Annotated in this window: 13 protein-coding genes; 10 read left to right on the forward strand and 3 right to left on the reverse strand. The window is 48.3% G+C overall.

The genetic code is table 11. The features are described from left to right. Positions 1 to 116: 116 nt before the first annotated feature. Positions 117 to 1,880 (reverse strand): Na/Pi cotransporter family protein, encoded by a 1,764-nt coding sequence (locus DW915_RS04600; protein WP_118741676.1) that lies wholly within the window; start codon positions 1,878 to 1,880, stop codon positions 117 to 119. Positions 1,881 to 2,164: 284 nt separating this feature from the next. Then, positions 2,165 to 2,593 carry a hypothetical protein gene (locus DW915_RS04605; protein ID WP_055265297.1) on the reverse strand — a complete coding sequence of 143 codons (429 nt, stop codon included), beginning with the start codon at positions 2,591 to 2,593 and terminating at the stop codon, positions 2,165 to 2,167. A 371-nt stretch (positions 2,594 to 2,964) separates the two neighbouring features. On the opposite strand from DW915_RS04605, the gene DW915_RS04610 reads away from it, so the two are divergent. The 9 genes from DW915_RS04610 to DW915_RS04650 all read left to right on the forward strand — a co-directional run bounded on the left by DW915_RS04610 (position 2,965) and on the right by DW915_RS04650 (position 11,902). Next, positions 2,965 to 3,840 (forward strand): methionyl aminopeptidase, encoded by an 876-nt coding sequence (locus DW915_RS04610; RefSeq protein ID WP_022461385.1) that lies wholly within the window; start codon positions 2,965 to 2,967, stop codon positions 3,838 to 3,840. Between the two features lie 90 nt (positions 3,841 to 3,930). Next, positions 3,931 to 4,839, forward strand: a complete 909-nt coding sequence (locus DW915_RS04615; RefSeq protein ID WP_242856695.1) for a radical SAM protein — start codon at positions 3,931 to 3,933, stop codon at positions 4,837 to 4,839. Between the two features lie 214 nt (positions 4,840 to 5,053). Further along, complete coding sequence (locus DW915_RS04620) at positions 5,054 to 6,256, forward strand: class I SAM-dependent rRNA methyltransferase (protein WP_118741677.1); 1,203 nt, start codon at positions 5,054 to 5,056, stop codon at positions 6,254 to 6,256. Between the two features lie 115 nt (positions 6,257 to 6,371). After that, positions 6,372 to 6,548, forward strand: coding sequence for a DUF6472 family protein (locus tag DW915_RS04625; protein ID WP_243033793.1), 177 nt, complete (start codon positions 6,372 to 6,374; stop codon positions 6,546 to 6,548). 74 nt (positions 6,549 to 6,622) lie between these two features. Further along, positions 6,623 to 7,144: a nitroreductase family protein gene (locus DW915_RS04630; protein ID WP_118595159.1), complete on the forward strand. Its 522-nt coding sequence runs from the start codon at positions 6,623 to 6,625 to the stop codon at positions 7,142 to 7,144. 135 nt (positions 7,145 to 7,279) lie between these two features. Further along, positions 7,280 to 7,951, forward strand: coding sequence for a response regulator transcription factor (locus DW915_RS04635; protein ID WP_022461380.1), 672 nt, complete (start codon positions 7,280 to 7,282; stop codon positions 7,949 to 7,951). Positions 7,952 to 7,975: 24 nt separating this feature from the next. Further along, on the forward strand, positions 7,976 to 8,995 hold the full coding sequence (locus DW915_RS04640) for a sensor histidine kinase (RefSeq protein WP_243033788.1): 1,020 nt from the start codon (positions 7,976 to 7,978) through the stop codon (positions 8,993 to 8,995). Positions 8,996 to 9,141: 146 nt separating this feature from the next. After that, the gene (locus DW915_RS04645) at positions 9,142 to 9,909 is read left to right on the forward strand and encodes an ABC transporter ATP-binding protein (RefSeq protein ID WP_055219485.1); all 768 of its coding nucleotides are present in this window, start codon (positions 9,142 to 9,144) and stop codon (positions 9,907 to 9,909) included. After that, on the forward strand, positions 9,902 to 11,902 hold the full coding sequence (locus tag DW915_RS04650; RefSeq protein WP_118741679.1) for an ABC transporter permease: 2,001 nt from the start codon (positions 9,902 to 9,904) through the stop codon (positions 11,900 to 11,902). Before DW915_RS04645 ends, DW915_RS04650 begins: the two co-directional genes overlap by 8 nt. 118 nt (positions 11,903 to 12,020) lie before the next feature. Here the strand turns inward: DW915_RS04650 and DW915_RS16320 are convergent, their stop codons facing one another. After that, positions 12,021 to 12,542 (reverse strand): FKBP-type peptidyl-prolyl cis-trans isomerase, encoded by a 522-nt coding sequence (locus DW915_RS16320; RefSeq protein WP_118741680.1) that lies wholly within the window; start codon positions 12,540 to 12,542, stop codon positions 12,021 to 12,023. 328 nt (positions 12,543 to 12,870) lie between these two features. On the opposite strand from DW915_RS16320, the gene DW915_RS04660 reads away from it, so the two are divergent. Further along, positions 12,871 to 14,343 (forward strand): vWA domain-containing protein, encoded by a 1,473-nt coding sequence (locus tag DW915_RS04660; RefSeq protein ID WP_022461375.1) that lies wholly within the window; start codon positions 12,871 to 12,873, stop codon positions 14,341 to 14,343. The last annotated feature ends 44 nt before the right edge of the window (positions 14,344 to 14,387 follow it).

Raw genomic sequence — 14,387 nt, forward strand, 5'->3', positions numbered from 1 at the left:
TGAGTAATGCATCTGTGATATGGTAATAAAACAAAACAGTGACAGCCTAAGGAAGGGAAGATTCTTACCATAAAAATTCCCGGTTGTACAGCTTATGGTTACAGTACAGTCTGTTTTTAGGCTTTCAGCGTTGGCAGCTGATACTGTTTTTTCAGTTCTTTGTACTCTGACTCAAACTCTTCTTCTTTCTTCAGCGCATGCAGATATTCGTGTGTATCAAACGATCCGCTGTGGATCTGGCTGACGCAGACGGCAATGTTGGAGCAGTGGTCGGAAATCCGTTCGAAGTCGGTCATCACATCGGAAAGGATAAAACCAAGCTCGATCGTGCATTTTCCACTCTGGAGCCGTTCGATGTGGTGATTCTTCAGGCTGGAATTCAGGCTGTCAATCACCTGCTCGAGCGGTTCCACTTCATTTGCTTTTTTCACATCTTCATTATTGAAAACGGAGAAGGTCAGGCTGACGATATCTTTGACTGCTTTTCCATAAACAGCAAGCTCTGCGGCTCCGTCAGCGGAGAACTGCAGGTTCTTGTCATGCATTTCTCTTGCAGCTTTCATGATGTTGACGGTGTGATCGGAAATTCGTTCGAAATCGCCGATGCAGTGCAGGATCATGGAAAGTGTCTGGCTGTCCTTCGGGGAAAGCTTTTCACTGGAAAGCTTCACCAGATATGTGCCGAGGGCATCTTCAAAATGATCCACCTTTTTCTCAAGAATATCTACATTTTCCGCATTCGCCTCGTTGTAGGAGGCCATCAGATCAACAGAAGTAACAAGACCGGTTTCGGTCAGTTCTGCCATTTTTGCGGCTGCAACTTTACACTGCTGCAGAGCAAAAGCCGGGCTGTCGAGGAAACGGGTATCGAGCATCTGAACAGCTTCGTCTGCTTTTTCTTCCGGTCCGTCCGGAATGGTCAGTTTCGCAAGTTTGACCAGTCCGTCTGCAAACGGGAACAGGATCAGTGTTGCAAAAATATTGAAACCGGAGTGAACGATTGCGATGCCGGCTGCATTTGCGGAGGTTTCCAGGAATGGAAAATGCACAAAGGCATTGATTCCATAGAAGAGAACCAGGAAAAGAACAGTACCGATGATATTAAAATAAAGGTGAACCATTGCGGTACGGCGTGCATTGCGGCTTGTACCGATGGAGGAGAGCAATGCGGTGATACATGTACCGATATTCTGTCCCATGATGATCGGGATCGCTACGGCGTAGCTGACGGAACCGGTTGCGCAGAGTGCCTGAAGAATACCGACAGAAGCAGAGGAACTCTGGATCACGGCGGTCAGAATGGTTCCGGCGAGAACACCGAGCACCGGCATGGAGAATTTTACGAGAAGTCCCGTGAATTCCGGTACATCTGCAAGCGGTGATACAGCGCTGCTCATGGTGTGCATACCAAACATCAGAATGGAAAAACCGGTTAACAGGGTACCGACATTTTTCTTTTTATCGCTCTTTGCCAGCATCAGCATAAAAACGCCGATGATTGCAAGAATAGGGGAAAAGGACGACGGGTTCAGCATTTTAATGAATACATTGTCGCCCTGAATGCCGGTAAGACTTAAGATCCAGGAAGTGATGGTGGTACCGATATTGGCGCCCATGATAATACCGACTGCCTGGTTCAGCTTCATGATGCCGGAGTTTACGAATCCGACAACCATAACAGTAGTTGCAGAAGAGGACTGGATAACTGCGGTAACACCGGCACCTAAAAGAACTGCCATAATCCGCTTTGAGGTCAGCTTTTCCAGCAGGTATTCCAGTTTACCGCCGGAAAGTTTGGTCAGGCCATCGCCCATGGCACTCATGCCGTATAAGAACATGGCAAGGCCACCGACAAAGGATAACACTCCAAAAATGTCCATAATTTCTCCCTTTACGTAATTTTCTTTTTCTTTTCGTGGTTTTAACAATAGATACACGTTTTGCAGGTCTTACTCGAGAAAAAACCTACATTTAGAAGATAACACATCTAAAAACAGTTTTGTGTTAAATGTATGTAAAGTTTGTAAAACGGTCAAAACAACTCAAAATCCGGTGCGGCACTGTTTTGTGCCGGTACCGGATCGTTTCTCGATTCCTTTGCATCCGAAAGAAGCTGCTACTAGAGCGTGTCTGCAGATGCGGGTAGTTTGGCTGAATATGATTTTCATAAGAAATCTTTTAATTTTTCCATGTTGTGTTCTTCAAATTTTCGCAGCTTATCCATCAGATCCCGGATTTTGGGATCCGCGTCCTCATACTGGCGGTACTTCTGGATTGCCTCGACGATGCCCATGCTGCTTCCGGTAATCAGCATGCTGGCAATGTGTGAGGCGGACGGATCCGTCATAGTCTGCAGGTTTATCATAAAATACGTGCGTGCTTTTTCCACTATACCAAGGCCTTTTTCATCGTAGCCGTGCTCATTCAGCAGCTCCTTTGCCGCCTGATGAAATTCTTCATAGCCCTGAAACTGGGTTTTCAGATGTTCTTTTAAGTCTTTGTCCTCAACGACTCCAATGAGCTGCCGGATCGTGTCGACACCCATCTGGGAGTTCTGGTAAATAAAGTTTAAAAGCTCTGCATCTCCACTCATCGTGCATCTTCCTTTCTTACTTTCTTTGGTGGTTTCATGAAAAAGTATTGCCGGAAATCGGGGCAAATATACCTGATTTGAATTGTAATTTTACCTGAAATCCATATTTCGTCAGCGACAGGAAAGGCGGCTGGCATTTGCTGACCACAAAAGATATGGTGCATTACGGGCCGGAGTCGGCGATTGGGATTCTGGGAGAAACGGGATCTGTCATCTGGGCAGATGGTCTCTTTTGAGAGAGTTATTCATTTGTGAACTTTTGCTTGCAGTTTTGCCGGAGTGTGGTAAAGTAGTAGAGGAGTTATATGAATTTCAGCGGGGGACAGAAAATCGGATCTGTCGTTCCGCGTTCAGAAAGAGGATAGAACATTATGCTGAAAAAAATTGGAAGAAATGATCCCTGCTGGTGCGGCAGCGGGAAGAAGTACAAAGACTGCCATCTGGCGCTGGATGAGAAAATCAATTCTTATAAATTAAAGGGATGGAAAATTCCGCCGAAGAAAATTATCAAAAGACCTGATCAGATCGATGGAATTCGTGAAAGCGGTCTTGTCAATATTGCAGTTCTGGATTATGTGGCCGAAAACATTCATGCAGGCATGAGTACGGAAGACATCGACCGTCTGGTCGCAGAAAAGACAAAAGAACTCGGCGGAATTGCAGCACCGCTGAATTATGAAGGATTTCCGAAGAGCGTGTGTACCTCCATCAACGATGCGGTATGCCATGGAATTCCGAATGAGGAGGAAATTCTGCAGGACGGAGACATCATCAACGTCGATGTTTCTACTATTTATAAGGGATATTTTTCCGACTCTTCCCGTATGTTCTGCATCGGTGAGGTAGACGATGTTTCAAAGAAGCTGGTGGAAGATACGTTAAAAGCCGTACAGCTTGGACTCTCAGAAGTACGTCCGTTTAACCGGCTTGGCAATGTCGGCGCGGTGATCAATGAATTTGCCCAGAGCCAGGGCTATAAAGTTGTCCGTGACATCGGCGGTCATGGCGTCGGTCTGGAGTTCCACGAGGATCCGTTCGTCAGCTATGTCACAAGACGAGATACCGGAATGCTGCTCGTACCGGGCATGGTATTCACCATTGAGCCTATGATCAATCTCGGAACCGATGAAATCTTCATCGACTCCGACAACGACTGGACCGTCTACACCGAAGACGGCGCACCGTCAGCCCAGTGGGAGGTTACGGTTGCGGTAACAGAAGATGGATATGAAATTCTGGCATATTAATTGACGCATAGAAATACAAAAGCTGTGTCTGTGGAAGAAACTATTCTCCGGAGACACGGCTTTTTTCTAAAGAGAAAAGGGAGAAATATTATGCTGGATTTGGAACAGGAGATGAGCCGGTGCCGGGTCTGTCCGCGGAAGTGCGGAGCGGACCGGGAGCATGGAAAGACGGGATATTGTAAGGCGCCCTCCGGGGTTGCGGCGGCGCGGGCGGCGCTGCATTTCTGGGAGGAGCCTTGTATTTCCGGGACGACGGGGTCAGGGACGGTTTTCTTTTCCGGGTGCAATCTGCGGTGTGTTTACTGTCAGAACCATCATATTGCGGAAATGGAGAGCGGAAAAGTGATTTCGATCGGGCGGCTTTCGGATATTTTTCTGGAGCTGCAGGCGCAGAATGCGAATAACATTAATCTCGTGACGCCGAGCCACTACGTGCTGCAGATCCGGGAAGCACTTCTTCTGGCGAAAGAGAAGGGACTTACCGTACCGGTTGTCTATAACTGCGGTGGGTATGAGAGCGTGGAAGCCCTGCAGGCTTTGGATGGGCTGATCGATATTTACCTGACGGATTTTAAATATATGGTTCCCTCCCTTGCAAAAGCGTACTCGCGGGCAGAAGATTACCCGGAAACAGCAAAACGGGCGCTGGCGGAAATGGTGCGCCAGACGGGCGAGGCTGTATTCGATGAGAATGGTCTGATGAAAAAAGGTGTGATTGTGCGCCATTTATTGCTGCCAGGTGCTGTAAAAAATGCAAAAGCTGTGGTAAAATACGTCTATGAGACGTACGGCGATACCGTCTGGCTGAGCCTCATGAGCCAGTACACGCCGCTTCCGCAGGTGGAAAACATAAGTCCGCTGAACCGGAAAACGACAAAGCGGGAGTATGAGCGACTGCTGGACTATACGTTTTCCCTCGGCGTCACCAACGCCTTTTTACAGGAAGGCCCGGTGGCTGAGGAGAGCTTCATTCCGGAGTTTGATGGAAGAGGAATCTGACGTTATAGTTCACTCGTGTGTTCTGGTGGACAGATTTCATACTTGCATGAAAATCTATCCATCAGAACACACGGAGGGAGCGTCGAAAGATGGGCAAAAAGGAGCTGCGCAGCAGCAAAAAGCGCTGGAAGCGCGGTTTTGAGAATGCAAGCAAAACACATTTGTCTATGATTAGATATGACTAACTATATTGTTTTTTAAGGAGGAAAAACTTTTGAGCAACGCAGTTGTAACACTGAAAAAAGGAGAGGGCCGCGCCTTAAAGCAGGGCGGAGCCTGGATTTTTGATAATGAGATCGCTTCAATTTTAGGAGCATATGAAAACGGAGACATCGTGCTGGTGCGCGACTTCGACGGATACCCGATGGGGCGCGGTTTCATCAACGAGCATTCCAAAATCCGTATCCGTATGATGACAAGAAACATCGACCAGGAAATCGATGAAACATTCCTGAAAAAAAGAGTGCAGGATGCCTGGGAGTACCGTAAAAAAGTGACGGACACATCGAGCTGTCGTCTGATTTTCGGTGAAGCAGACTTTCTGCCGGGACTCGTAGTGGATAAATTCTCCGATGTGCTGGTTGTCCAGTCGCTGGCACTCGGCATCGACAAAATGAAAATGACGATCATCCGTCTGCTGGAGGAGGTTCTGGCAGAAGACGGTGTTAAGATCCGCGGCGTGTTTGAGCGAAGCGATGCAAAAGTGCGTGAGCAGGAAGGCATGGAGCGTGTGAAAGGATTTCTCTCCGAGCCGTTTGACACCAGCGTGGAAATCGTCGAGAATGGTGTTCATTATCTCGTCGATGTCAAGGACGGCCAGAAAACAGGATTTTTCCTCGACCAGAAGTACAACAGACTGGCTGTGCAGAAGCTCTGCAAAGACGCGAGAGTGCTCGACTGCTTTACCCATACCGGATCGTTTGCACTGAATGCGGCATATGCAGGAGCAAAGGAAGTCATCGGCGTTGATGCATCGGAGCTCGGTGTAGAGCAGGCACGGAAAAACGCAGCCTTAAATGGCCTGGAAAACGTAGCATCTTTCGTGTGCGAGGATGTCTTTGAACTGTTGCCGCGTCTTGAAAAAGAAGGTGAAAAATTCGATGTTGTTATCCTTGATCCGCCGGCTTTCACAAAATCAAGAAACTCCATCAAAAACGCAATCAAGGGATATCGTGAAATCAATTTGCGCGGCATGAAACTGGTCAAAGACGGCGGCTATCTGTGCACCTGTTCGTGTTCCCACTTTATGGACTACGAACTCTTCACGAAAACCATCAATCAGGCGGCTCACAACGTCCACAAACGCCTTCGTCAGGTAGAATACCGCACCCAGGCCCCGGATCATCCAATTTTGTGGGCGGCGGATGAGTCCTATTACCTGAAATTTTATAGCTTCCAGGTTGTGGATGAAAAATAGAAATTCTTCCTCTGCCGGAAGCGCCGAAACGGAGAATCGAAGTGTAAGAAATGGGAGGAATTGCCATATGACAGAACCAATACCCCATGCACAAAAGAAAAAGCACTCCCGCCAGATGGCCACAAGCTGTGAGTCGTGCGGCAATTTTGTGTATGATGATGAGTATGAGTGCTACACCTGCGAGGTCGATCTCGATGAGGATGAGATGGCACGTTTTCTGCAGGATAAATTTTACGACTGTCCGTACTACCAGCTTGGCGACGAGTATCGGATTGTGCGGAAACAGATGTAGGCAGGCAATGCGTCCGGTATATAAGGCTGCGGCGTTTGCGATAAAAATAGAAAAAGAACAGGAGGCTTTTTACCATGAACAACGAAGTATTAAATGCAATCAAAACAAGAAGAAGCATCCGCAAATACAAAGCGGAGCAGATTACGGATGAGCAGCTTGATGCGATTCTGGAGGCCGGAACGTATGCGGCAACCGGCATGGGAAAACAGTCGCCGGTGATTGTTGTGGTACAGAAACCGGAGCTGATTGCAAAGCTTTCGAAAATGAATGCGGCTGTTATGGGTACAACATCCGATCCATTCTACGGCGCTCCGACCGTTCTGATCGTGCTTGCTGACCCGGAGCGCGGAACTTATGTGGAGGACGGCTCTCTTGTTATGGGAAATCTGATGCTGGCAGCACATGCCGTTGGTGTGGATTCCTGCTGGATCCATCGTGCAAAAGAAGAGTTCGCGAGCCCGGAGGGAAAAGCCCTCTTAAAAGAGTGGGGACTTTCCGAAAATTATGTTGGAATCGGCCACTGCATCCTCGGTTATCGCGACTGTGAGTACCCGGAGGCAAAAGAAAGAAAATCAGATTATATTGTAAGAGTATAATCATCTGCGAAAACGGCTCCGGGAGCGGCTGTGCGTTGAAAACACCCGCCCGGAGTCCATATTTTTAACCGAATCAAGCAAGTAGCGAAGCGGATTGCGAATATCCGCTTTGCTAGAGACAACAGAGGAACAGCCATGTATCGAATTATGATTGTAGAAGATGATGAAGTCATCGCCCGCGCCGTGCAGCAGAGCCTGGTTTCCTGGGGCATGGATGCGTTCTGCGTACAGGATTTTTCCGGTGTTCTCGCCGAATTTGCCGTGAAAAATCCGCAATTAGTGCTGATGGACATTCATCTTCCCTTTTTTAACGGATTTCACTGGTGCCAGGAGATTCGAAAGGTTTCGAAAGTGCCGGTAATTTTTCTTTCTTCTGCATCGGACAACATGAACATCATTATGGCCGTTAATATGGGCGGCGATGACTTTATCGCGAAGCCGTTTGATTTAAGTGTCCTGACCGCCAAAGTCCAGGCGATGCTCCGCCGCACCTACGAATTTGCCGGAGAAACGAATTTCCTCGAGCACCGCGGTGCCATGCTCGATACGGGAAGTGGTGTGCTGAATTACCGGGGAAAGCGGATTGAGCTGACAAAAAATGAGTGGCGCATTCTGCAGTCCCTTCTCGAAAATAAAGGAAAAGCCGTCAGCCGAGATATGCTGATGATGCATCTGTGGGAGTCGGACAGCTTTATAGATGACAACACGCTGACCGTCAACGTCACGCGCCTGCGGAAAAAACTGGAGGAGGCAGGACTTACAGACTTTATCCAGACGAAAAAGGGTGTCGGCTACCTGATCGCATGACGGAAGCAGAACAGGAGAAAAAGGATGGAACAACAGAAAGAGGGAATCCGGCAGGAGTTTATGCTTCTTAACTGGTATTTGAAAGAGCATCTTGCATCGGCCGTGCGGATTGCCGCTTTTATAGGAGTATTTTCACTCCTCTGTTTTCTGCGCAATGTGCCGCAGGATGTCACCGTTTATATGATCGTGCTGATGGCTGTTGCCGGAGCCGCAGGTTTTTGCTTTCATTATGGGAAGTACCGGAAACATCATCTGGTCTTAGCACTCCTTGCCGCCGAACCGCAGGGCAAAACAGAAGCGCTTCCGGAGGCGGACGGGCTTCTGGCGCGGGATTACCAGCAGATCATCGCATCCTACGAGCGGCAGTTTCAGGAAGAACAGATTAAGATGGAGCAGAAATACCGCGATATGATGGAGTATTACACGATGTGGACCCATCAGATCAAAACGCCGATTGCGGCGATGCGGCTGCTTCTGCAGGAGGAGGATACGCCGCTTTCGCGTGAAATGCAGAGCGAACTTTTCCAGACGGAGCAGTATGTGCAGATGGCGCTGCAGTACCTGCGCATGGAAAAAATGACATCGGATCTTGTCTTTACGAGGTGCGATTTAGATGCGCTGATCCGCCAGGCTGTGCGGAAATATGCCCCGCTTTTTATCCGCCGGAAGATTATCCTTTCCTACGAGCCGGTGCACTGCGAGGTGCTGACAGATGAAAAATGGCTCGTCTTTGTGCTGGAGCAGATTCTGTCAAATGCGCTGAAATACACGAAAAGTGGCAGCATTCACATCTATCTGTCACCGGATGCACCAAAAACGCTGGTGATTGAGGACACCGGCATCGGCATTGCGCCGGAGGATCTGCCGCGGATTTTCGAAAAAGGCTACACGGGCTGCAACGGCCGCGCAGACAAGCGGTCAACGGGCATCGGACTGTATCTGTGCCGCCAGATCATGGAGAAACTTTCGCATACCATCCGCATCGAGTCGGAGATGGGAGTGGGAACGAAGGTGTATCTTGGGCTGGATACCGTATCCCTGTAGTACATAGAGAGCTTCGCCGGGAATCTTACAGAAATGTAAGGTTGCCGGTCTTTTTGTAAGATGATCCTAAGGCAGAAGAGGGCGCGGACGGGTAGAATAAGCCTTGTCAATTAAGAAAACAGTTTAGACAGAAAGGAAAATGTGACATGGCAATTCTGGAAGTAGAACATCTGAAAAAAACATATACCACGCGCCTCGGCAGCAACCGGGTGGAAGCGTTGAAAGACGTTAATTTTACAGTGGAACGGGGCGAATTTGTTGCAATCATGGGCGAATCGGGAAGCGGAAAAACGACGCTTCTGAACCTGCTCGCGGCACTCGACAAGCCAACCGGCGGACAGGTGCGGTTAAATGGAAAAAATCTCGGCGAATTAAAAGAGAAGGAGATTGCCGGATTCCGCCGCGAAAACTTAGGTTTCGTGTTCCAGGACTTCAACCTGCTCGATACCTTTTCCCTGCGTGACAATATTTATCTGCCGCTCGTGCTGGAAGGAAAAAAATACGAGGAGATGAGTCTTCGGGCAGAGCCGATTGCGAAAAAACTCGGCATCACCCAGATCCTCAATAAATACCCATATGAGGTGTCCGGCGGACAGAAGCAGCGTGCAGCCGTTGCGCGTGCGCTGATTACCAATCCAGAGCTGGTTCTTGCGGATGAGCCTTCCGGCGCGCTCGATTCCCATGCAGCGGATGGCCTCATGAAACTGTTCGGGGAGATCAACGAGGAGGGCCAGACGATTGTTATGGTAACGCACAGTGTGAAGGCGGCCTGCTCGGCGAAGCGTGTGCTGTTCATCAAGGACGGCGAGGTCTTCCACCAGCTGTATCGCGGTTCTTTAGGGCGCGATGAGATGTATCAGAAGATCTCCGATACGCTGACAATTCTTGCGACGGGTGGTGAACGGGATGAATAATCTGCTGTATGCCAGACTGGCAAAAACAAATTTGAGTAAAAACCGTCAGAATATTCTTCCGTATCTGCTGTCATGCATCGGCACGGTGGTGATGTTTTTTATCATGGATACACTGGCGCAGGGAAGTGGCTTTGATTCCATGATCGGAAAAGATACGATTCTGACAGTGATGGGGATGGGAACCTATATCATTGGCCTGTTCGCGGTGATTTTTCTGATCTACAGCAACAGTTTTCTGGCAAAAAGAAGAAAAAAAGAGTTCGGTCTGTTCCAGATTCTCGGCATGGAGAAAAAGCATCTGGCGAAGATCCTCTTTTTTGAGAGTCTGTATCTGTGGGCGGCATCGCTTGGAATCGGTATTCTGCTCGGTGTGTTGCTGTACCGCCTGCTGTTTCTGGTGCTGATGAAGCTGACCGGACTGAACGGAACAATTGGTTTTGCGTTCAGTGCAAAAGCCGTGGGAAGTACGATGCTGCTGTTCGGCCTGACTTTTGTGATCAATTTTCTCTTAAGCCTTCGCCAGATCCACGTCTCACAGCCGGTCGAACTGCTGCACGGCGGCGCGCAGGGTGAGCGGGAACCGAAAACGAAGCTTTTGACGGCGGTTCTTGGATTCATGCTTCTTGGTGTTGGCTATTATCTGGCTCTGACCTGCCAATCCTCGATGGACGCACTTGATAAGTTTTTTAATGCAATCGCTTTGGTTATGGTGGGAACGTACTGCCTGTTTTCTGCTGGAAGTATTGCATTTTTGAAAATTCTGAAGAAAAACAAGAATTACTATTACCAGACACGCCATTTTACAAGCATTTCGGGCATGCTGTACCGCATGAAGCAAAATGCGGTCGGTCTTGCGAATATCTGTATTCTGTCAACGGGTGTGCTTCTGGTTATCTCCATCAGCACATGTCTGTGGACGGGGATTGAGGAGGTTACCTATACGCGGTTTCCACATCAGATTTCGATCGAAGCAAATACTGGCGTGAGCGGCATTATGAAGACGGTGGAGCCGGTCAGTCAGAAGATGATAGAGGAAGTGAAAACTGGGATTGATCAGCATCTGGAAGAAAAGCAGCTCAGAAAAAAGTATGAAAGTGATCAGAGATACTATGTTATGCTTGCTGATGTAGATAGAAACAAAGTAGAAAAAACACAGTCAGATGATGCTGCGGCGAGTACACTGATAAAGATTATGGAAGAGTCGGAGTACAAACAGGTAACCGGCGAACAGGTAGAGCTGGAACCAGGGCAGGCTCTGGTTTTTCAGGAAAAACAGAAAAATTATGGATATGACACGATTGAACTGGGAAATCAGACGTATGAAGTAAAAAAATGGAATACCGATAAGAAATCGTACGTTCTGGATGAGAAGACGCAAGTGTATGAGACAATGACGGTGGTGACGCGGAACCATGAAGCAAAGGAAGCGTATGCAGCTGTGCAGGGAAAGGAGCCAGAAGGATACAGTTGGGAATATGCTCTGGATCTTATCGGGGATGCCGGCGAACAGATCACTGTTGGAGATGAGATTGAGACGATACTGACGGAGTCATCTTTTAACGGATGGGTGGAAGTGCGCGAAAAAGAGCGCAATACGGTTTACAGTCTGTATGGTTCACTTCTGTTTTTAGGTGTTTTCGTCGGTGCGCTGTTTTTGATGGGTGCCGTTATGATTATCTATTATAAGCAGGTTTCAGAAGGCTTCGATGACCGAAAACGGTTCCAGATTATGCAGAAGGTCGGCATGAGCCGCAAAGAAATCCGTCAGACGATTCAGTCACAGGTGGTAACGGTCTTTTTCCTGCCGCTCGCGGTGGCCGTGGTGCATACAATGGTAGCGTTTCCATTGACCAGGCGTATCATGGCAATGCTGAATTTCCCGGACAGCAATCTGTTCCTGGTTGCAACAGCGATTACGATTGCGGCGTTTGCCGTGGTTTACCTGATCGTCTATGTGCTGACGGCGCGGGCGTATTACAAAATTGTGGAATAAGAAGATGTACTTTTTTTAATACATCGAAGCGTCTTTGAAAAAAACTTAACAAAAAAATAATAAGAAAAAGACATCCGGCGCAGACGGAAAATCTGCGTTGGATGTCTTTTTGGTTGTTCTATTTATAAATGCCGTTGATGGTAACTTTGAAAAGAGCTTCCTTTCCATTGAGTTCGTCTTTTCCATAGTCTTCCGGGAAAGTGACGGTTACATCTACGCTGTCGCCCGGGTGATGGCCGATGAGCTGTTCTTCAAAGTCATCGATGTAAGTGTGGGAGCCGATCACAAGATCAGCGCCGTTTCCTTTTGTGTTTCCACCTTCAAATTCCACGCCGTCAATGGAGCCGACATAGTCGATATTGACGGTATCACCGTCCTCGATGGTAAGGGAAGTGTCGGTCTGCAAAGAGGCAGAAGCCGAAGTGGAGGCTGATGAGGCTGTGGAGGTATCCTCCGAGGCACTTTTGACAGAGAGTCGTTTGGAATCGAGTACGCTGGCGATGATAAGGCCGACGATCACAACGACAATCAGAGCCGGTCCGGCCCAGCTCCAGATCTTTTTGTAATGCGCTACTTTCGCTTCGTGCTCCCGCTCTTTGGCACGCCGTTCTTTGGCAGCTTTTCTGTTTTCTTTGTTCATAAAATGGATCTCCTTTGCGCTTTTTACGACTGCAATCGTATTTTATAATATCAAGTATATTATAAAAATATGGTAAAAGTGTGAAAAAAATAACACGATCCAACATTGTCAATGCTCAAAAATGACGATATAATGAGTGCAAGTGAGCCAAATGAAAATTTATTTTCAGTTGGCGAACGACGAATGTCGCTTACGCGATAGCGTAAGATTGAGTGCAAGTGAGTCAAACGAAAATTTATTTTCAGTTGGCGAACGACGAATGTCGCTTACGCGGCAGCGTAAGATTGAGTGCAAGTGAGAAAACGCGGCGAGTAAGGGAGTGAATAAAATGGATGACTGGAGTAGTTTCAGAACGACGACATCCGAACAGCAGCGCCTCCGGGCTGCACTTTCCGGCTTTTGTGAATCGCAGGATCTTCCGGAAGAACAGCGAGCCGCATATACCGCATACCTGCGGAAACGCATCCGTTCCGCTGTCGAAATGCTGATTCGTGAGGATGATTTTTCAAAGCTGGAAAATATTCTGCAGACCGGATGGCTGTCCGATGCAGACCGAAAACGTTTTCTCAACCTTGCCGCCGACCAGCAGAAATGGCAGGCCTTCCGCATTCTCCTGAACCGGAGCTCACAGGATCCGATGCAGGAGAATACGGAAAGCAGAAAAACAGAAGCTGCGTTTCAAAAAGAAAAGCCCACAAAAGAAAAAGAAGCGCTGGCGCTCCGGCTTTTCGAAGAAGCCCGCAAAAACCTCTGCTGGCTGTACCCGGAACTTGGTGAAGCGATTCTTTTCTTTCAGCATCAGCCATCCGACAGGACAAAAGCCATCACATCCGACGGTCATACGATATATTTTAACTCCGATTTTGTACTCCGCATGTGTGCCGAAAATTCATCGTTCCTCAAGGAAGGCTATCAGCACCTGCTGCTGGAATGCATCCGCCGGTTTGGGAAAGAAACACCGGAGCCGGAAAAAAGAGAACAGCCCCCGGTTTCATGGCTGATGCCGGAAAAAGAAAAACAGTCTCCGGTTTCATGGCTGGTGCCGGGAAAAGAGCCGGAACTTATCGAGTCTTTTCAATCAGTCTGGAAACGTGCTTCCCGCAAGTTGGCGGAAAACTACGGCACCGGCGGCCTGCGGCGAGGCCAGAACCGTGGTGGAAAAAAAGAAACCCTGTCCGAGATCGAAAAAAGAGCGTACAATTACCGCAGCTTTTTAAAACAATTCACCGTCACCCGTGAGGAGATGGAACTGGATCTCGACAGTTTTGACCCAGTCGCCTACCATTACGGCCTGGAGCACTACGGCAGTCTCCCTTTCATCGAGCCGTCGGAGACGCGAGAGGGAAACCGTCTCGAAGAGCTGGTTATCGCGATCGACACATCCGGTTCGTGCAAAAAAGAAATCGTAGCAAAATTTCTCGGTGAGACGCGCAGCATTCTTGAAGAAAAAGAAAACTTCTTTTCCCGATGGAACGTCTGCCTGATCCAGTGCGACAGCTTCGTACAGGATGTCACGATGATCCATTCACCGAAAGAATGGGAAGCTTACCGTGAAACAATTACCATCAAGGGCCGGGGCGGAACCGATTTCCGTCCTGTCTTTCAGAAAGTGGAAGAGTTGCGGAAACAGCATGTATTCCGAAACTTAAAAGCGTTGATCTATTTTACCGACGGAGACGGAATTTATCCCGAACAAAAGCCCGATTACGAGACGGCATTTGTCTTTGTCAGACAGACCGAAAAAATGAATCTTGTCCCAAAATGGGCAAAAAAACTGCTGACAGAAGAATGTACTCTTTGAACATAACTGACAAAAAAGCATATCGCAAAATCAAACACAGAAAG

The organism is Blautia sp. AM42-2 (assembly GCF_003480245.1).
Classification (GTDB): domain Bacteria; phylum Bacillota; class Clostridia; order Lachnospirales; family Lachnospiraceae; genus Fusicatenibacter; species Fusicatenibacter saccharivorans.

Excerpts from the sequence above, each read along its gene's own strand:
- DW915_RS04640 (WP_243033788.1), top strand. The coding sequence starts at position 7,976 with ATGGAACAACAGAAAGAGGGAATCCGGCAGGAGTTTATGCTTCTTAAC.
- DW915_RS04660 (WP_022461375.1), top strand. The coding sequence starts at position 12,871 with ATGGATGACTGGAGTAGTTTCAGAACGACGACATCCGAACAGCAGCGC.
- DW915_RS16320 (WP_118741680.1), bottom strand. The coding sequence starts at position 12,542 with ATGAACAAAGAAAACAGAAAAGCTGCCAAAGAACGGCGTGCCAAAGAG.
- DW915_RS04630 (WP_118595159.1), top strand. The coding sequence starts at position 6,623 with ATGAACAACGAAGTATTAAATGCAATCAAAACAAGAAGAAGCATCCGC.
- DW915_RS04645 (WP_055219485.1), top strand. The coding sequence starts at position 9,142 with ATGGCAATTCTGGAAGTAGAACATCTGAAAAAAACATATACCACGCGC.
- DW915_RS04615 (WP_242856695.1), top strand. The coding sequence starts at position 3,931 with ATGCTGGATTTGGAACAGGAGATGAGCCGGTGCCGGGTCTGTCCGCGG.
- DW915_RS04610 (WP_022461385.1), top strand. The coding sequence starts at position 2,965 with ATGCTGAAAAAAATTGGAAGAAATGATCCCTGCTGGTGCGGCAGCGGG.
- DW915_RS04635 (WP_022461380.1), top strand. The coding sequence starts at position 7,280 with ATGTATCGAATTATGATTGTAGAAGATGATGAAGTCATCGCCCGCGCC.
- DW915_RS04600 (WP_118741676.1), bottom strand. The coding sequence starts at position 1,880 with ATGGACATTTTTGGAGTGTTATCCTTTGTCGGTGGCCTTGCCATGTTC.
- DW915_RS04625 (WP_243033793.1), top strand. The coding sequence starts at position 6,372 with ATGGCCACAAGCTGTGAGTCGTGCGGCAATTTTGTGTATGATGATGAG.
- DW915_RS04650 (WP_118741679.1), top strand. The coding sequence starts at position 9,902 with ATGAATAATCTGCTGTATGCCAGACTGGCAAAAACAAATTTGAGTAAA.
- DW915_RS04605 (WP_055265297.1), bottom strand. The coding sequence starts at position 2,593 with ATGAGTGGAGATGCAGAGCTTTTAAACTTTATTTACCAGAACTCCCAG.